The 16,698-nt window shown below is 72.8% G+C and carries 16 protein-coding genes and 1 pseudogene; 8 read left to right on the top strand and 9 right to left on the bottom strand.

Features of this window, described 5'->3' with window-relative positions; all coding sequences use genetic code 11:
- The first annotated feature begins 42 nt into the window (after positions 1-42).
- From OG625_RS29530 to OG625_RS29515, 4 genes are all read left to right on the top strand, one after another.
- Positions 43-1,593, top strand: a complete 1,551-nt coding sequence (locus OG625_RS29530) for an aldehyde dehydrogenase (NADP(+)) (RefSeq protein ID WP_329387059.1) — start codon at positions 43-45, stop codon at positions 1,591-1,593.
- 204 nt (positions 1,594-1,797) lie between these two features.
- Positions 1,798-2,019, top strand: a complete 222-nt coding sequence (locus tag OG625_RS29525) for a hypothetical protein (RefSeq protein ID WP_329387057.1) — start codon at positions 1,798-1,800, stop codon at positions 2,017-2,019.
- Positions 2,020-2,081: 62 nt separating this feature from the next.
- Positions 2,082-3,338 carry a TerD family protein gene (locus OG625_RS29520; RefSeq protein WP_329387055.1) on the top strand — a complete coding sequence of 419 codons (1,257 nt, stop codon included), beginning with the start codon at positions 2,082-2,084 and terminating at the stop codon, positions 3,336-3,338.
- A gap of 102 nt (positions 3,339-3,440) precedes the next feature.
- Positions 3,441-3,617, top strand: a complete 177-nt coding sequence (locus OG625_RS29515; protein WP_329387053.1) for a hypothetical protein — start codon at positions 3,441-3,443, stop codon at positions 3,615-3,617.
- 58 nt (positions 3,618-3,675) lie between these two features.
- Here the strand turns inward: OG625_RS29515 and OG625_RS29510 are convergent, their stop codons facing one another.
- Both OG625_RS29510 and OG625_RS29505 read right to left on the bottom strand, forming a co-directional pair.
- Positions 3,676-5,115 carry an alkaline phosphatase PhoX gene (locus tag OG625_RS29510; RefSeq protein WP_329387051.1) on the bottom strand — a complete coding sequence of 480 codons (1,440 nt, stop codon included), beginning with the start codon at positions 5,113-5,115 and terminating at the stop codon, positions 3,676-3,678.
- A gap of 158 nt (positions 5,116-5,273) precedes the next feature.
- Positions 5,274-6,794, bottom strand: a complete 1,521-nt coding sequence (locus OG625_RS29505) for a hypothetical protein (protein WP_329387049.1) — start codon at positions 6,792-6,794, stop codon at positions 5,274-5,276.
- A gap of 366 nt (positions 6,795-7,160) precedes the next feature.
- Between OG625_RS29505 and OG625_RS29500 the strand changes: the two genes are divergently transcribed.
- The 3 genes and pseudogenes from OG625_RS29500 (at position 7,161) to OG625_RS29490 (ending at position 9,782) form a co-directional block, all read left to right on the top strand.
- Positions 7,161-9,002, top strand: coding sequence for an endonuclease/exonuclease/phosphatase family protein (locus OG625_RS29500; RefSeq protein ID WP_329387047.1), 1,842 nt, complete (start codon positions 7,161-7,163; stop codon positions 9,000-9,002).
- Positions 9,003-9,272: 270 nt separating this feature from the next.
- Positions 9,273-9,419 (top strand): annotated as a pseudogene (locus OG625_RS29495) (hypothetical protein); the annotation flags it as partial.
- Between the two features lie 108 nt (positions 9,420-9,527).
- A complete protein-coding gene (locus OG625_RS29490) occupies positions 9,528-9,782 on the top strand; it encodes a hypothetical protein (RefSeq protein WP_329387043.1) in 255 nt (84 codons plus the stop codon).
- 87 nt (positions 9,783-9,869) lie between these two features.
- Here OG625_RS29490 and dapD read toward each other — a convergent pair whose 3' ends face one another.
- Both dapD and OG625_RS29480 read right to left on the bottom strand, forming a co-directional pair.
- On the bottom strand, positions 9,870-10,850 hold the full coding sequence (gene dapD / locus OG625_RS29485) for a 2,3,4,5-tetrahydropyridine-2,6-dicarboxylate N-succinyltransferase (protein ID WP_329387041.1): 981 nt from the start codon (positions 10,848-10,850) through the stop codon (positions 9,870-9,872).
- Between the two features lie 9 nt (positions 10,851-10,859).
- Positions 10,860-12,089 carry an MFS transporter gene (locus OG625_RS29480; protein WP_329391079.1) on the bottom strand — a complete coding sequence of 410 codons (1,230 nt, stop codon included), beginning with the start codon at positions 12,087-12,089 and terminating at the stop codon, positions 10,860-10,862.
- A gap of 93 nt (positions 12,090-12,182) precedes the next feature.
- Here OG625_RS29480 and OG625_RS29475 point away from each other — a divergent pair, with 93 nt between their 5' ends.
- Positions 12,183-13,055 carry a winged helix-turn-helix transcriptional regulator gene (locus tag OG625_RS29475; protein WP_329387039.1) on the top strand — a complete coding sequence of 291 codons (873 nt, stop codon included), beginning with the start codon at positions 12,183-12,185 and terminating at the stop codon, positions 13,053-13,055.
- A gap of 357 nt (positions 13,056-13,412) precedes the next feature.
- Here the strand turns inward: OG625_RS29475 and OG625_RS29470 are convergent, their stop codons facing one another.
- The 5 genes from OG625_RS29470 to sufU all read right to left on the bottom strand — a co-directional run bounded on the left by OG625_RS29470 (position 13,413) and on the right by sufU (position 16,698).
- Complete coding sequence (locus OG625_RS29470) at positions 13,413-13,946, bottom strand: TetR/AcrR family transcriptional regulator (RefSeq protein WP_329387037.1); 534 nt, start codon at positions 13,944-13,946, stop codon at positions 13,413-13,415.
- Positions 13,946-14,266, bottom strand: coding sequence for a DMT family transporter (locus tag OG625_RS29465; RefSeq protein WP_329387035.1), 321 nt, complete (start codon positions 14,264-14,266; stop codon positions 13,946-13,948). Before OG625_RS29465 ends, OG625_RS29470 begins: the two co-directional genes overlap by 1 nt.
- A 67-nt stretch (positions 14,267-14,333) precedes the next feature.
- Positions 14,334-15,737 carry a DUF3616 domain-containing protein gene (locus tag OG625_RS29460; protein ID WP_443067798.1) on the bottom strand — a complete coding sequence of 468 codons (1,404 nt, stop codon included), beginning with the start codon at positions 15,735-15,737 and terminating at the stop codon, positions 14,334-14,336.
- Positions 15,738-15,895: 158 nt separating this feature from the next.
- A complete protein-coding gene (locus OG625_RS29455) occupies positions 15,896-16,240 on the bottom strand; it encodes a metal-sulfur cluster assembly factor (protein WP_030388904.1) in 345 nt (114 codons plus the stop codon).
- Positions 16,237-16,698: a Fe-S cluster assembly sulfur transfer protein SufU gene (gene sufU / locus OG625_RS29450; protein WP_030027090.1), complete on the bottom strand. Its 462-nt coding sequence runs from the start codon at positions 16,696-16,698 to the stop codon at positions 16,237-16,239. The genes OG625_RS29455 and sufU overlap by 4 nt, the downstream gene beginning before the upstream one ends.

The following is a 16,698-nucleotide window of genomic DNA, read 5'->3' as shown; positions in this document are numbered from 1 at the left end:
AACGGCGTTCAGAATACTGAACGATCCAGGAGGCAGCGGGCCATGACAACGACACCAGTCTGGAGTGTGGACCCCCGCACCGGGAAGCAGCGCGAGCAGGTTGCGGTGGAGGCCACGTCCCAGGAGGTGGACGAAGCGGTACGGTCCGCCCATGCCGCCCGCGGTGCGCTCGCCGACGCCACCGCCCGCGCCGCGTTCCTGCGCGCCGCCGCCGCGCTGCTCGACGGGGCCGCCGCCCACGTCATCGAGGCCGCCGACGCCGAGACCGCGCTCGGCCCCGGCCGGCTCACCGGCGAGCTCGCCCGCACCACCGGCCAGCTGCGCGCCTTCGCCGACGCCGTGGACGAGGGGGCGTACCTCGACATCCGCATCGACCGCGCCGACCCCTCCCTCAGCCCGCCGCGCCCCGAACTGCGCCGCTACAAGGTGCCGCTCGGCGTGGTCGCGGTGTACGCCGCCTCCAACTTCCCGCTGGCCTTCTCCGTCCCGGGCGGGGACACCGCGAGCGCCCTGGCCGCCGGCTGCCCGGTGGTCGTCAAGGCGCACCCCGACCACCCCGCCACCTCCGAGCTGTGCGCCTCGCTGCTGCGCCGGGCGGCGGTCGAATCCGGGCTGCCGGCCGATGTGGTGAGCGTGGTCCACGGCTTCGACGCCGGACTGGCCCTGATCCGCCACCCGCTGGTGGCGGCCGCCGGGTTCACCGGCTCCATCCGGGGCGGGCGGGCCCTGTTCGACGCGGCCGCCGCGCGGCCCGTGCCGATCCCCTTCCACGGCGAGCTCGGCTCCCTCAACCCCGTCGTGGTCACTCCGGCGGCGGCCGCCGAGCGCGCCGAGGAGATCGGCGGCGGGCTCGCGGGATCGGTCACCCTCGGGGTCGGCCAGTTCTGCGTGAAGCCCGGCCTGGTGCTGGTTCCCGAGGGCGCGGACGGCGACCGGCTCACCGGGGCGCTGACCAAGGCGCTCGGGGAGACCGAGCCGGGGGTGCTGCTCGACCACCGGATGCGGGAGAACTTCATCGCGGGGGTGCGCGAGCGGGCCGCGCTGTCCGGGGTCGACGCGCCGGTCACCCCGGGCTCGGGCGGGGAGCACACCGTCGGGGCGGGATATCTGACCGTGCCGGCGCGGCTACTGACGCAGGACGCCGAGGGCACCGAGCTGACCGAGGGCGGGTCCTACGAGGTCCTGCTGGAGGAGTGCTTCGGCCCCATCACCGTGGTCGTACGGTACGCCGACCAGCGCGAGGCGGCCGCGGTGCTCGGGCTGCTCCCCGGGAACCTGAGCGCCACCCTCCAGTTGTCGGCCGCCGAGACCGAGGGCGCGCCGGGCCCGGCCGCGGAGCTGATCGAGCAGGTCACGGGCCTGGCGGGGCGGATCGTGGTCAACGGCTGGCCGACCGGGGTCGCGGTGGCCCCCGCCCAGCACCACGGCGGCCCGTACCCGGCCGCGACCTCCCACTCCACCTCGGTCGGCGGGACCGCGATCGAGCGCTGGCTCCGTCCGGTGGCCTACCAGTCCGTCCCGGACGCCCTCCTCCCGGTGGAGCTCCGCGAGGCCAACCCGCTGGGGCTGCCCCGGCGGGTGACGGGCGGCTGAGCGGGCGCCCGCCGGTCCCTGCCGGTCCCTGCCGGCAAGCCGCGGGGACCGGGCTGCGGGTCGCGGGCACGGGCGCCCGCGCGCCCGCGGCGAAGGCCTCCGGGCCACGGACCGACCCGGCGCCCCGCCGTGCGTGCCGGGCTCCCTGCCGGGCCGCCCGTAAACCCGTTGCCCGCTCCGCCTCACGCGGGGCAGGCTCCGGGTATGCCGAAGCCGCACGGGTTCACGTACGAACGCCACAGGGACGACTCCGTCGTCATCACCCACCGGGGTCGCGCCGCGGCCACCCTGCGCGGGGGCCGGGCCGAGAAGTTCCTGGCCGAGGTGGAGTCCGGCGACGCGCAGCTCGTGATGGCCCGCTGGACCGGCTCGTACAAGTTCGGCAACGAGCGCGTCGCGCGGGGCCACCCCCGCAACCGGCGCTGAAATATCGCGCGAGAGCAAGGGAACGGCACGGCACCTCCGGTCGTTCTCCGGGCATGACCGCTATGACCCCTGGTTCCAACCTGCCGCTCAACACCGTCCGCGTGACGGTGGACGTGGCCGCGCCGGTGCGCCTCGACGTATCGGCCCTGCTCCTCACTGCGGACGGCAAGGTGCGCTCCGACGCCGACTTCATCTTCTTCAACCAGCCCACCGGGCCCGGTGTCAGCTACCGCTCCGGCGGCGGCACGGCTCCCGACTCCGTCACGGTGGACACCGGCGCGCTCCCCCCGGGCATCGAGCGGATCGTGGTCACGGCCAGCCCCGACGCCGCCGGTCAGACCTTCCAGGGCATCGAGCCCACCGCCACCGTGCGCGATGCGGTCGGCGGCTCGGTGATCTCCACCTTCACCCCGCCGCAGCTGGGCTCGGAGACCGCGCTCGTCGTCGTCGAGGTCTACCAGCGCGGCGGTGTGTGGAAGGTGCGCGCGGTCGGCCAGGGGTACGCGAACGGCCTCGCCGGCATCGCGACCGACTTCGGGGTCTCCGTGGAAGAGGAGCCGGCTCCGGCCGCGGCCGCCCCGCCCGTCGCCCCGCCCGCGCCGCCGACTCCCCCGGCGCAGCCCGCCGGCGCCTACCCGGCCTCCCCCTGGCTCGGCGGCGCCACGACACCCACGCCGGTCACCCCGGCAGCGCCGCCCGCCCCGCCCGCGCCGGCCCCCGCGGCCGCCCCGCCGGGCACCGGGAAGATCAACCTGGACAAGGGCCGGGTCAGCCTCCAGAAGAACCAGACCGTCTCCCTGGTCAAGGGCGGCCGCCCGCTGCTCTCCCAGGTCAAGATGGGCCTCGGCTGGGAGCCCGCCTTCCGCGGCCGGGACATCGACCTCGACGCCTCCGTCATCGCGTACGGCCCGCAGCGCAACCACATCGACAGCTGCTACTTCGGCAAGCTGTCCATCCTGGGCGGGGCCATCAAGCATTCGGGTGACAACCTCACCGGCGAGGGCGCGGGCGACGACGAGGTGATCGTGGTGGACCTGGGCCGGATCCCCGCCGACGCCACGGGCCTGGTCTTCACGGTCAACTCCTTCTCGGGCCAGAAGTTCACCGATGTCGCCAAGGCCTACTGCCGCCTGATCGACGCGGCGACCGGCGAGGAGCTGGTGCGCTTCGACCTCACCAGCGCCGAGCCGCAGACCGGGGTGATGATGGCGAAGCTGATCAAGCAGTTCTCCGGCGAGTGGGAGATGACGGCCATGGGCGAGTTTGTGAAGTCGCGCACAGTGCGCGGCATGGTCAAGCCCGCCGCGCAGGCACTCTGAGCAGGTGGGCGGGCACATGGAGCCACCGAGGACCGTTCCGGGTGATCGATTCCACCCTGAATTCGGAGGTGGCTGTCAGTGCCCGCCCGTAGCCTTGAACGCATGAAGGAGTCACTCACCCCCGCGGGGCCCGCCCGCCCGTCCGCCGCCGAGGCGAACGAGGCGATTCGGCACCTCGTCGAGACGCGGGTGGACGGCGAGTGGCCCTCGGACGCGTACGAGTTCCTGCTCGCCGAGTGGGCCGAGGCCTCCCGCGCGGAGGTTTCCGCGTCGCAGTAGCGGGACTCCGTGCCTGGCGCGCCCTCGCGTCAGGCGTCAGACGTCAGCGACCCAGCCGTCAGTTCGCGCGCCGCCACGGACCGGTGACGGCCAGCATGATGCCCGGGTCCTGGATGTTGACGTACAGCGTGCGCCCGTCCGGGGAGAAGCAGACACCGGCGAACTCGGAGTACTCCGGCTCCTCCGGCGTACCGATGTTCAGCTCGTTGCGGGCGAGCGGGTAGGTGCGGCCCGATGCGGTCGCGCCGAACAGGTGCTGCAAGCCGGAGCCGTCCTCGGCGAGGACCAGGCCGCCGTACGGCGACACCGTGATGTTGTCGGGGCCGTCGTAGCCGCCGGCCACCGACGGGTCCGCGTTGACCCCGATCAGCACGGTCAGCCGGATCGTGCGGCGCTTCGGGTCGTAGAACCACACCTGGCCGTCGTGGGCCGCGCCCGGGCTCTCCTCACGGGCGTAGGAGGAGACGAAGTACGCCCCGCCGTCGGCCCACCACATGCCCTCCAGCTTGCGGCCGCGCGTCACGGCGCTGTCCCCGAACTGCTTGCGCACCGGCACGGTCCGCGCGTCGCGGTCCGCGACGTCCACCCAGTCGACCCCGTAGACGGTGCCGATCTTCGTGGCGCGCGAGAGGTCGTCGACGAACAGGCCCGAGCTGTCGATGCACTTGGCGGCCTGGAGCACGCCCGCGTCGGCGGCGAGGGTACGGAGCTTGCCGCGCCCGTGCCGGAAGCCGGCCGGCGGGGTCCAGCGGTAGAGCAGCCCGTTGGGGCCGGAGGCGTCCTCGGTCAGGTAGGCATGACCCGTGCGCGGGTCGATGACGACGGCCTCGTGGTCGTAGCGTCCGAAGGCCTTGACGGGCCGCGGGTCCTGGTTGGCGCGGCGGTCGTGCGGGTCGACCTCGAAGACGTAGCCGTGGTCCTTGGTCATGCCGTTCTTGCCGGCGAGGTCGGAGTTCTCCTCGCAGGTCAGCCAGGTGTTCCAGGGGGTGGAGCCGCCCGCGCAGTTGGTCGACGTACCGGCGATGCCCACCCATTCGGCGACCTCTCCGCCGCGGCGGACCTCGACGACCGTGCAGCCGCCGGCCGCGGCCGGGTCGTAGACGAGGCCCTCGACGAGCGGGACGGGGTGGGCCCAGTTCGACCGCTTGCCCTTGAGCTCGTGGTTGTTGACGAGGAGCGTGACCCCGCGGTGGCCCTCGAAGGCGGCAGTGCCGTCGTGGTTGGACGGGGTGGTCTCGCCCGACTCCAGTGTGGTGACCCCGCTGTGGGTGATCACACGGTACTTGAATCCGGCGGGGAGCGCGAGGATGCCGGCCGGGTCGGGGACGAGGGGGCCGTAGCCGGGCTCGCAGGGCCGCCCGTGCTCGTCGCGGGGCGTGGTGTCCTCGGCCGCAAGGGCTCCCGGGGCGGTGGCGAGTGCGCCGACCGTCCCGGTGAGGGCGACTCCGGCACCGGCGATCACGGTGCGGGCGGTGAAGTCTCTACGGCTGAGCGGCATCGGGTCTCCAGGGGTGGGAGGTGGTGCGCCTGTGTGCGGTCGTCGGCGCACACGCTCCCGCCCGCACGTGAACGGCGGCTGAACTACCCACGAAGAGGGGTCGACCCCTTTCCGGTGGGCGGAATGGCCAACTCCGCGCCAAGAAGGGCGCGTTCCGGTCAGTTCTGCCGGGAGCGCGCCTTGAACGCCGCCTTCCGGGCCTCCTTCGCCGCCTTCTTGTCCGGGTGCAGCCGGCCCATCGCCTCCAGGACGTACGCCGTCGCCGGGTGCTCCACCCGCCACACCTGGTCGAAGAACCCCGCGTGATGAGCGGTCAGGGTCTCCATCAGCAGCGGCAGCTCCTCCGTCTCCCCGTCGGTGGCGAGCTGCGCCGCGATCGTGTCGACGGTCAGCCAGAACACCATGGCCCCGTCGGGCGCCGGTACGTCGGCCGCCCCGCGCTCGGCCAGCCAGACCCGGGCGAGCCCGCCGAGTTCCGGGTCGTCGAGCACCGCGCGGACAGCGGGCTCGGCCTGTGGCCCGGCCGGGGCGAGGGCCTGCTGGCAGCGCAGCCGGCGCAGCGGGGCACCCTCGTCGTCACCGCGGGCCGCGGCCAGCAGTTCGGCCACCGCGGTGGGCAGTTCACGGCCGGCCAGCCACTGCTCGATCTCGGCCTGCGCCGCGCTCTCCGGGTAGTGCGAGACCCCGTCGAGCAGCGCGTCGGCGCCCTTGTCGGCCAGGTCGCCGACGGCGGGGGCCTCGACCCCGGCCTCCAGCATGCGCGCGCGGATCCCGTACCGGCCGAGCGGGGTCAGACGGACCATCCCGTAGCGGGACACGTCCTCCTCGTCCCCGCCGAACCCGCCGCCCGCACCCTCGCCGTCCTCCGGTCCCTCGGCCTCCGCCATCAGCGCCTCGTCGACCGGCTGGTACTCCACCAGCCCGATCGGCTCCAGCTGCCGGAACTGGTCGTCGAGCCGCATCATCGCGTCCGAGACCTGCTCCAGCACGGCGTCGGTCGGCTCGCCCATGCCGTCGGGCACGACCATCGACGCGGCGAGCACCGGCAGCGGAACCGGTGCGTCCGCCACCCCGCCCTCGGCGACGGTGAGCAGGTAGAGGTTGGCGAGCACCCCGTCGAGGAAGTCCGCCTCGCGGCGCGGGTTCCAGTCCAGCTGGTCGAAGTCGATCTCGCCGCCCGCGTCCAGCGCGTCGACGAGGTCGTCCAGGTCGGGGACGGCGGCGTCGGCGAGCACCGTGTCAAGGGCCGCCAGCCACAGGTCGAGTACGTCGCCGGGCGCACCGCCCGTCACCAGCGCGAGGTCCTCTCCGGGCACGGCGGTGCCGGACTGCGCCGCGCCCGCCTCCCCGTCGGCCCCGGCCGCCGCGTCCGCCCCTTCCGCCCCTTCCTCATCGGGTTCGGTCACGTCGACCAGCCCGGTGTCCACGGCCACCCGCCACGCCTGGCTCGCGTACACGACGCAGTCCTCATCGGAGGGGTCGAGGCCGAGCACCGCGACGGCCTCGGGCAGTTGGTCGGCGACGAGTTCACCGCCCGCCTCGACGCGGGTGTCCGGTCCGGCCCAGCGGGCCAGCCGGACGGCCCGCGCGAACAGCGGGGCGACGAGGGCGTCGCGGGCCAGTTCCGCATCGGCGGGCAACCGTACCGGCGGCAGCGTGGGGTGCGGCTCTGCGGACATGGGGCGGTTCTCCTCGCGAAGCGAACGCTGTGGGGCGGGTCAGGGCGGGGCAGGTCGGGCCCAACCGGGCGGGCCGGAGCGGGGCCAGGGGCGAACCGGAGGCTGAGCCCGGCGCCCGTTCGACCGGCCGGCCTGCCGGCCGGAAGCCCCAGCGTAGACGCATTTCGGGCGGTCCTGGCGACCCATCACCTTTGGTTCATCCCACAGTCAACCGGCGTATTCCCTGGAGGGCTTGACAACTTTGCTGGTCACACAGGAAATTGACGCGCGTAGACATGTCGGGAACCAAGGGGCCGCAAACCCCGCGGGGCCCGCTGCCCACCCCCCTTCTGCGTCATCCCTCATCCCACACCGGAGTTCCTGCCCATGCGCTCCTCGCATCCCCGTTCCGCCGCCGTCGCGGCCCTCGTCGCCACCGCGCTGGCCACCGGCCTGCTCGCGGGCTCCGCCGACGCGGCCGAAGGCGCCGTGTCCGCCGATCCGATACGCATCCACGACATTCAGGGCACCACCCGGATATCCCCGCTGGCCGGCAAGCAGGTCGCCGACGTCACCGGCATCGTGACGGGCGTACGCACGTACGGCTCCCGCGGTTTCTGGATCCAGGACCCGGACGCCGACGACAACGACGCCACCAGCGAGGGCGTGTTCGTCTTCACCAGCTCGGTCCCGACCGTCGCCGTGGGCGACGCGGTCACCGTCTCCGGCACCGTCGGCGAGTACATCCCGGGCGGGGTCGCCTCCGGCAACCAGTCCGTCACCCAGATCTCCAAGCCCACCGTCAAGGTGGCCTCCTCGGGCAACGCCCTGCCCGCGGCCGCCGCGATCAACGAGTACACCGTGCCCGCCGAGTACGCCCCGGCCGGCGACGCGGCCGCCGCCGGCAGCATCAACGGCCTGGCCCTGGAGCCCGCGCGCTACGCCCTGGACTTCTACGAGTCCCTCGAGGGCATGAACGTGGCGATCGGCACCTCCCGCGTGGTCGGCGCCACCGACCCGTACTCGGAGCTGTGGGTCACGGTGAAGGGCTGGGAGAACCCCACCCGTCGCGGTGGCACGGTCTACGGCTCCTACGAGTCCCAGAACACCGGCCGCCTCCAGATCCAGCAGCTCGCGCCGATCGCGCAGCAGCCCTTCCCGGTGGCCAACGTCGGCGACAAGCTGACGGGCACCACCGAAGGCCCCCTGGACTTCAACCAGTTCGGCGGCTACACGCTGGTGGCCCGTACCCTCGGTACCGTCAAGGCGGGCACCCTCGCCCCGGAGAAGACCCGGGCGCAGAGCCCGGGTGAGCTCGCGGTGGCGACGTACAACGTCGAGAACCTCGACCCGACCGACCCGCAGGAGAAGTTCGACAACCTCGCCAAGGCGGTCGTCGAGAACCTCGCCTCGCCCGACATCCTCGCCCTGGAGGAGATCCAGGACGACAACGGCGCCAAGAACGACGGCACCGTCTCGGCCGAGCAGACGCTGACCAAGTTCACCGACGCGATCGTCGCCGCGGGCGGCCCGGCGTACCAGTGGCGCACCGTCAACCCGGAGGACAAGAAGGACGGCGGCGAGCCCGGCGGCAACATCCGCCAGGTGTTCCTCTTCAACCCCGCCCGGGTCTCCTTCACCGACCGCGCCGCGGGCGACGCGACGACCGCGAACGGCGTGGTCCGGGAGAACGGCCACGCGGCCCTCACCCACTCCCCCGGCCGGATCGACCCGGCGAACCCGGCGTGGGCCGACAGCCGCAAGCCGCTGGCCGGCGAGTTCGTCTTCCGCGGCCGGACCGTCTTCGTGATCGCCAACCACTTCGGCTCCAAGGGCGGCGACGAGGGCCTGGCCTCGCACCACCAGCCGCCGGTGCGCAAGTCCGAGGAGAAGCGCCTGCTCCAGGCGCAGGCCGTGAACTCCTTCGTGAAGGAGATCCTGGCGGCCGAGAAGCAGGCGAACGTCGTCGTCCTCGGTGACATCAACGACTTCGAGTTCTCGGCGACCACGCAGGCGCTCGCCGACGGCGGGGCGCTGTACCCGGCGATCATGTCGCTGCCGAAGTCGGAGCGGTACTCGTACGTCTTCCAGGGCAACGCGCAGGTGCTGGACCAGATCCTGACCAGCCCGTCGATCAAGAACTTCTCGTACGACAGCGTGCACATCAACGCGGAGTTCTCGGCCCAGAACAGCGACCACGACCCGCAGGTGCTGCGCTTCCGCCCGTAACCCCCGGACCGCAGGGGGTCCGGCCGCCGTCTCCCCCGGCTACCGCTGGGTGGGGGTACCCCCGGCCGGAGGCTGGGGGAGTGCCCCCAGGCCGGGCCCCCTGCCACAATCCGGCCATGAACTTCCGTGAGGCCACCCGCCGGGACCCCGCCGTACTCGCCCTGCTGGCCGACGAGGACCGGGTCGTGGACCCGGCTTCGGTCGTGGTCTGGGAGGCGCACGAGCGGGCCTTCTCGGCCATCGCGGCGACTGATGCGGCTGGCCGTGGAGCGGGCCCGCGAGCGCGGCTGCGGGCTGGTCCAGCTGACCAGCAGCAAGCGGCGTACGGCGGCGCACCGGTTCTACGAACGGCTGGGCTTCGCCCGCAGTCACGAGGGCTTCAAGCTGTCACTGAAGGACCGACTCGTACCAAAGTAGGGACTTTCGGCCCTGGCGTGACGCTCGCCACATCGCCTCCGAAATCGCCCGGTTGTGGTGTTGAGTGTCTGCACGCCCGATCTTGCACCCTCGCTTTTGGAGCACCGCGTGTTCCCCTCCATCTCCCTCGCCCAGGAAATCGGCCTCGCCGTCCTGCTCGTGGCCGCCCTCGTCTGGCTCGTCGGCCTGGGCCACATGCTGTGGGACAGCCGCTTCCACCAGCCCGAGCCAGGCGCCTTCGAGGGCCTGGCGGTGATCCCGGCGCAGCGCGGCACCGCCGCGCACCCGATGGAGGCGGTGGAGCTGACCGAGGCCGAAGAGGAGGCCTTCGCCAGCCTGGTCCGCAGGATGCCGCTGCGCTGACCCGCCCCCTCCCCGGCACACGAGAACGCCCTCCCACCCCGGTCGGGGTGGGAGGGCGTTCCGGTGTTCCGGTATCGGCGGGGAGCCTCAGTTGTGGCTGTGCAGGACCTCGTTCAGGCCGCCCCAGTTCGCCTTGTACGGGCGGGCCTCGACGGCGCCGGTGACCGAGTTGCGGCGGAAGAGGATGTTGTCGGCGCCGGAGAGCTCCAGGGCCTTGACGACCTGGCCGTCCGGCAGGGTGACGCGGGTGCCCGCGGTCACGTACAGGCCGGCCTCGACGACGCACTCGCTGCCCAGCGCGATGCCGATGCCCGCCTCGGCACCGATCAGGGTGCGCTCGCCGATCGAGATGATCTGCTTGCCGCCGCCCGAGAGGGTGCCCATGGTGGACGCGCCGCCGCCGATGTCGGAGCCGTCGCCGACCACGACGCCCGCGGAGATGCGGCCCTCGACCATGGAGGTGCCGAGGGTGCCGGCGTTGAAGTTGACGAAGCCCTCGTGCATGACGGTGGTGCCCTCGGCGAGGTGCGCGCCCAGGCGGACCCGGTCGGCGTCGGCGATGCGCACGCCCCTGGGGGCGACGTAGTCCGTCATCCGCGGGAACTTGTCGATCGAGGTGACCTGGAGGTGCAGGCCCTCGGCGCGGGCGTTGAGGCGCACGGTCTCGACCTGGTCGACGGCGACCGGGCCCAGCGAGGTCCAGGCGACGTTGGTCAGCAGGCCGAAGACGCCGTCCAGGTTCTGGCCGTGCGGCTTGACCAGGCGGTGGCTGAGCAGGTGCAGGCGCAGGTACGCGTCGTGCGCGTCCAGCGGCTTGTCCTCCAGGGAGGCGATGACGGTACGGACGGCTACGACCTCGACTCCGCGGACCGCGTCCTGGCGGATCGCCTTGGCCGCGGCGGCGCCGAGGAGCTCCACGGCCTGCTCGGCGGTGAGGCGCTCGGTGCCGGCCGGGCCGGGCTCGGCGACCAGCTCGGGGGCGGGGAACCAGGTGTCGAGGACGGTGCCGTCGGCGGTGAGGGTGGCAAGTCCGGCGGCGACGGCGCCGGTGGTACGCGTAGCAGTCATGCCCGAAACCTAACCGGCGACGGCCGCCCTGGGCGAACCGGTCTCATGTGCCGGTCGCCCGCGTCGCCGCACCCCCCGCGCGCCCATGGCCAGCACGGTTGCCCCGGCGGCCGCGCCGAGCACGGCGCACAGGGGCCACAGCAGGCCGGGCGCGGTGGCGTACAGGAGCCCGCCGAGGGGTGCGGCGAGGACGAAGCCACTGATGGACACGCCCGCGTACAGGCTCTGGAAACGGCCGATGGCGTGTTCCGGTGACTCGTCGGCGACGTACGCGGTGGCGGTGGTCTTGTAGAGGATCTCGCCGAGGGTGAGCAGCACCATCATCGCGACGGCGGTCGCGGCGCCCACCCCGAGCAGCAGCATCGCGTAGCCGCCGCCCACGAGCAGCAGGCCGGTCCCGATGATGGGCAGCGGGGAGCGCCGGCGCAGGGCCAGGGTGGCGGGGATCTCCAGGAGCATGATCACTCCGCAGTTGACCGCGATGAGCAGTCCGTACGCCTTGACGTCCATGCCGTGGTCGGCGAGGTACAGGGGGAAGGTCGTGAGGTGCTGCCGGTAGACGACGTCGATGACGACGATCGCGCCGAGCAGGACGAGTACGGCGGGGCGGGCACGCAGCTCGCGCCACAGCCCTCCGCGGCCCAGACCCCCGTCCGGGGCCGCGGATGGAGCTGCGGCCGCCCTGGCCGGGACGACCCGGGCGGTCCAGAGGGCGAAGAAGAGGGTGCCGAGGCCGTCCGCGACGAAGAGCCAGTCGTACGAGAGCCCGGTCGCGACGAGGGCGCCGAGCGGTGCACCCACGGCGAAGCCGGCGTTGGACAGGCTGCGGGTGACGGCGAAGGCCTGGCGCCGGGAGCCCTCGGGGACGGTGACGGCGACCAGCGCGGAGTTGGCGGCGCGGACCACCCCCGAGGCGTACTGGGCGAGCGGCAGGACGAGGGCCAGCAGGACGGTGGGGACCACCGGCAGGACGACGAGGGCGGCCCCGCCGAGCGCGGAGGCGGTGAGCAGCACCCGGCGGTGGCCGAAGCGGTCGCCGTACCAGCCGCCGGTGAAGTTCCCGGCGACCAGGCCGACGCCGCCGATGCCGACGATCAGGCCCGCCTGGGCGGCTCCGAGTCCGCGCGGGCCCGTCAGGTAGAGGAAGACGAAGACGAACGTGAAGCTGACGGCGGCATTGACGAAGATCCCCGCAGCCAGCAGCCACACGACCCTCGGTACGTCCTTGAACCCCTGCAGCACACCCGTGCCCCCCTTGTTCCCAAGTAAGTTCCTTTTGGGAACGGACTATGTCAGCATGACAGCCTGGGGTCAACGGACAAAGGAGTGCCCATGGCCCAGCGCACGCACCTCGGCGACGCGGACTGCTCCATCGCCCAGGCCCTCGACGTCGTGGGCGACTGGTGGACGCTGCTGATCGTGCGCGACACCGCCCGCGGCCTGCACCGCTTCGACGAGCTCCAGCGCGAGCTGGGGATGTCCCGCAAGGTCCTCGCCGAGCGGCTGAAGCTGCTCGTCGAGGCGGGAGTGCTGACGCGCGAGCCGTACCAGGAGCGCCCGGTGCGGCACGAATACCGGCTGACCCCGCGAGGGCGGGGACTCCTGCCGGTCCTGGTCGCCCTCCAGGACTGGGGGGACGCCTGGGTCCTGGGAGAGGGAGAGATGACGGCAACGACGACGGAGGCCTCCAAGGAGGCCGACCGGGTGCACGCGCTGCGCGGCACACGGGTGCCGGAGCTGCTGCTGCCGGATCGGTTCGGCGAGCTGCGCGACCCGGTGGCGGACACCCCGTTCACGGTCCTGTACTGCTTCCCGGGTGCGTACGCGCGCGCCGAGTCCTACCCGCCCGGCTGGGCCGGGATCCCGGGCGCCAAGGGCTGTACGTTCGAGTCGTGCACGTACCGCGACCAGCTCGCGGAGTTCACGGCCGCCGGCGCCACCGTGCACGGGGTCTCCACGCAGCGGGCGGACGAGCAGCGGGAGTTCGCGGAGCAGGAGCGGCTGCGGTTCCCGCTCCTCTCGGACGCGGAACTCGGCCTGACGGCGGCGCTGCGGCTGCCGACGTTCCGCGCGGCGGGCGTGAGCCGGATCAAGCGGCTGACCCTGGTCCTGGACCGCGACCGCGTGGTCCGCGAAGTCTTCTACCCGATCCGGGACATCGAGGCGAGCGTGACCGCGGCGCTGACGGCGGTCCGCACCGCGTAGCCCCACCGGAGGGCCGCCGCCTACGAGGGGGCGGGACCGGCGATGGCCGGGCCGGGCCGGCGATGGCCGGTCCCCGCGCGCCCGGACCGCCAGGGCCTCCGCACGGCCGGGGCCGCCGGGGCCGCTGCGCGGAGCCGTCCCCGCCCCGCCCTTCCACCGTTCCCCGAGCACCGCCCGGACCCGCGCCTCAAACGCCGGCGAGGCTGGAAGTGCCCGCACACAGCGCCCCGCATCAGCCTCCGGCGAGGCTGGAGGTGCCCGCGCAGGGCAGCCGGCATCAGGCGAATCCAGCCCCGCCGGCGTTTGAGGCGCGGGGTCCGGGGCAGCGCCCCAGGAAGCGGCGCCGCGCCCACCCGGCTACGCCGGCCGCAGCACCCGGGACAGGATTTCGCGGGCGTACGGCTCGTCGTACTCGGTGTCCGTCAACAGCACCTGCAGGCTGATGCCGTCCATCACGGCGACCAGCGCGCGGGCCGTCACCGGATCGGTCCGCGGGGCCAGCGCCGCCACGACCGACTCGCACCACTCCGCCGCCACCGGCCGCAGCGCCGGCCGCCGCAGGGCCGCCAGGTAGAGCTCGTACTCCAGCTCGACCCGGCCGCGGTCGGCCGACAGGAACTCCCCGAGCAGGCGCGCCAGCGCCCCCGCCAGGTCCGGCTCCGGCAGGGCCGGCGCCGGGGTGAAGCCCTCGTTGGCCTGCCGGAGGGCCGCGACCAGCAGGTCGTCCAGGGTCTTGAAGTGGTACGTCGTCGAGCCGAGCGGTACGTCGGCCTCCGCGGCCACGCTGCGGTGGCTCAGCCCCGCGATGCCCTTGGCCCCCACCACCCGGATCGCGGCGTCGATGATCCGCTGCCGCCGGTCGGGGTCGTAGCGCCGTACGCCGGGGGGCATCAGTGCGCCCCGCCCAGGTTCAGCAGGACCACCCCGGCGATGACCAGCACGAGGCCGGCGATCTTCGCGGCGGTGGCCGCCTCCCCCATGAACACCATGCCGATGGCGGCGATGGCGGCCGTGCCGACACCCGCCCAGATCGCGTACGCCGTGCCCACCGACATCGTCTTCAGCGTCTGCGCGAGCAGGGTGAAGGCGATGACGTAGCCGAGCAGCGTCCCCAGCGACGGCCACAGCTTCGTGAAGCCGTCGCTGTACTTCATCGCGGTGGTCCCGGCGACCTCGGCGGCTATGGCTGCGGCGAGCAGTACGTAGGGCATGCGTGCGAGTGTACGGGTGTACGCATCGCTGTGTACACCCGTACGCATGCGCATGCGCGCCCCCGGGTCAGCCCAGCTTGAACCAGGCGGACCGGGACTTCTTCCACTCCGGGTGGTCGAGGTCCTTGGCCTCCGTGCCGTCCCCGTAGAGGTCGGCGGCGCCGCTGTCGGTGATCAGCTGGATCCGGGCCCCGGGCACCAGCCGCTCGGGGACGTTCACGATGGCCTCCCAGCCGCCCGGGTCCGTGGTCGGCAGGTCGACCCGCTTCACCGGCGCGTGACCGGGGACGCCGTCCCACTGGTAGAGCGCGTACGGGTCCGAATTGTCGTCGGCGGCCCAGGAGCCGGCCAGGATCAGGTACTGGTCGGCCGCGTTCTTGCGGATGTCCCGGACGGCCAGCCCGCCGAGGTCCAGCTCGACGCCCGCACCGAAGACCGGCTTGGCCCCCGCCGCCACGACCTGGTCGAAGTTGGTGACCGGCACGATCAGCGCCTTGCCGCCGAGCGCGGCCGGCGCCAGCGGGGCCCGGAAGCCCACGTAGGCCGTGCTGGTGGATCCCGGGGCGAACTCCAGCCCCTCCACGTTGAACCCGTCGATCTGCTTCGGCACCTCGCCCGCGGCCGTGCCGGCCGCGAATCCGTACCGGTTCCCGTTCGCCGCGTCCCAGGCGACCAGGTCCTCCCGCAGCTTCCGGTAGGCGGTACCGAAGGTGATCTCGGTGTCGGCGCCCGACCCGGTGACCGTCGTGGTGAAGACGGTGTTGCGCTCGGCCTTGTACTTGCCGTCCTTGTTGTTGCCGAGGGAGCCCGTCCAGTAGATCGTGTCGCCGACCCGGGTGGCGGCCTCGATGTCGGCCTCCTTCTTCAGACCGAGCGAGGGCCCGAGGTCCCAGGTCTTCACGGGCGCGCCCGAGCGGGAGCGGTCGTACAGGCGCAGCACGTTGGTCTCGTCGTCCGCGACCAGCACGTGGCCGCCGCCGGCGTCCACGGCGGCCGAGGCGTCGGAGGATCCCGTGAGGTAGCGGGTGGTCAGGGCGCCATCCACCCGCGCCGAGGCCGCGTAGGACAGGGTGGCCGTGGCCGTCCGGCCGCCGCGTCCGGTGACCTGGAGGGTGAGCTCGGTGTAGCCCTGGCCCCGGGCGTGGACCGTCAGGCGCCGGTCGCCGCCGGGCGTGCGCACCTGCCGTACGTCGGCCACGTCCGCGACGGCGGGATTGCTGGAGGAGAGCACCGTGAGCCGCAGGAAGCCGTCGGGTATCCCGGCCTGCTCCACGTCCACCGTCACGGACGGGTCGCCGTACGCTCCGACCGCCCCGCTCAGGTGCGTGGCGGACAGCCCGATCGTCACGTCGGAGGCCGCCGGGAAGCCGGTGGCCGCGGACGCGGACGCGGGCGCGGTGAGCCCGGCGACGAGCAGGGCCGCGGCGCCGACGGCGCCCCAGGGGCGTACGGGTGCGAGGCGAACGGTCACAGAGGGTCCTCTCGATTCTGTGTCGGCGCCAGTTCCTGACGACCGTCGAGAAGATTCGGCCACCCCGGCCAACTCCGGGTGCACGTCACTCGTCGCCCCGGAGAACAGGGAGGGCCCCCGGCACGACCGTGCCGGGGGCCCTCACATGTACACGTCGGTCAGACGTTGAAGCCGAGCGCGCGGAGCTGCTCACGACCATCGTCCGTGATCTTGTCCGGGCCCCACGGGGGCATCCAGACCCAGTTGATGCGAAGTTCGTTGACGATGCCGTCCGTCGCCGACTTCGCCTGGTCCTCGATGACGTCCGTCAGCGGGCAGGCCGCCGAGGTCAGGGTCATGTCGAGGGTGGCGATGTTCGCGTCGTCGATGTGGATGCCGTAGATCAGGCCCAGATTGACGACGTCGATGCCCAGCTCGGGGTCGACCACGTCATAGAGGGCCTCGCGGACCTCTTCCTCGGTGGCCGGCTTGATCGACGCCTCGGGCGTCGCGTTCTCGGTCATGCCGTCTTCCTCTCCGCGTCGCCCAGAGCCTGGGCCGTCGCGTCCTTCCACGCCATCCAACTCAGCAGAGCACACTTCACGCGAGCCGGGTACTTGGAGACGCCGACGAACGCGACCGCGTCCTCCAGCACCTCTTCCATGGCCTCGTCGGGTTCGATCTTGCCCTTGGACTGCATCATCTCCAGGAAGACAGCCTGGATCTTCTGCGCCTCGGCCAGTTCCTTGCCCACGAGCAGCTCGTTCAGTACGGACGCGCTGGCCTGGCTGATGGAGCAGCCCTGGCCCTCGTAGGAGACGTCGGTGAGCGTCTCCCCGTCGTACTTCACGCGCAGCGTGATCTCGTCGCCGCACGTCGGATTGACGTGGTGCACCTCGGCGTCGCCGTCGCGCAGGCCGCGCCCGTGCGGGTGCTTGTAGTGGTCCAGGATCAGTTCCTGGTACATCGAATCCAGCTTCAC

Source organism: Streptomyces sp. NBC_01351 (genome assembly GCF_036237315.1).
Lineage (GTDB): Bacteria > Actinomycetota > Actinomycetes > Streptomycetales > Streptomycetaceae > Streptomyces.
Note: the sequence above shows the minus strand (reverse complement) of the source record. Positions and strands in the feature narration are given on the sequence as shown.

What these genes read in the sequence shown, in the direction of transcription:
- OG625_RS29530 (WP_329387059.1), top strand. Translation starts at nt 43, where the DNA reads ATGACAACGACACCAGTCTGGAGTGTGGACCCCCGCACCGGGAAGCAG.
- OG625_RS29525 (WP_329387057.1), top strand. Translation starts at nt 1,798, where the DNA reads ATGCCGAAGCCGCACGGGTTCACGTACGAACGCCACAGGGACGACTCC.
- OG625_RS29520 (WP_329387055.1), top strand. Translation starts at nt 2,082, where the DNA reads ATGACCCCTGGTTCCAACCTGCCGCTCAACACCGTCCGCGTGACGGTG.
- OG625_RS29515 (WP_329387053.1), top strand. Translation starts at nt 3,441, where the DNA reads ATGAAGGAGTCACTCACCCCCGCGGGGCCCGCCCGCCCGTCCGCCGCC.
- OG625_RS29510 (WP_329387051.1), bottom strand. Translation starts at nt 5,115, where the DNA reads ATGCCGCTCAGCCGTAGAGACTTCACCGCCCGCACCGTGATCGCCGGT.
- OG625_RS29505 (WP_329387049.1), bottom strand. Translation starts at nt 6,794, where the DNA reads ATGTCCGCAGAGCCGCACCCCACGCTGCCGCCGGTACGGTTGCCCGCC.
- OG625_RS29500 (WP_329387047.1), top strand. Translation starts at nt 7,161, where the DNA reads ATGCGCTCCTCGCATCCCCGTTCCGCCGCCGTCGCGGCCCTCGTCGCC.
- dapD (WP_329387041.1), bottom strand. Translation starts at nt 10,850, where the DNA reads ATGACTGCTACGCGTACCACCGGCGCCGTCGCCGCCGGACTTGCCACC.
- OG625_RS29475 (WP_329387039.1), top strand. Translation starts at nt 12,183, where the DNA reads ATGGCCCAGCGCACGCACCTCGGCGACGCGGACTGCTCCATCGCCCAG.
- OG625_RS29470 (WP_329387037.1), bottom strand. Translation starts at nt 13,946, where the DNA reads ATGCCCCCCGGCGTACGGCGCTACGACCCCGACCGGCGGCAGCGGATC.
- OG625_RS29465 (WP_329387035.1), bottom strand. Translation starts at nt 14,266, where the DNA reads ATGCCCTACGTACTGCTCGCCGCAGCCATAGCCGCCGAGGTCGCCGGG.
- OG625_RS29455 (WP_030388904.1), bottom strand. Translation starts at nt 16,240, where the DNA reads ATGACCGAGAACGCGACGCCCGAGGCGTCGATCAAGCCGGCCACCGAG.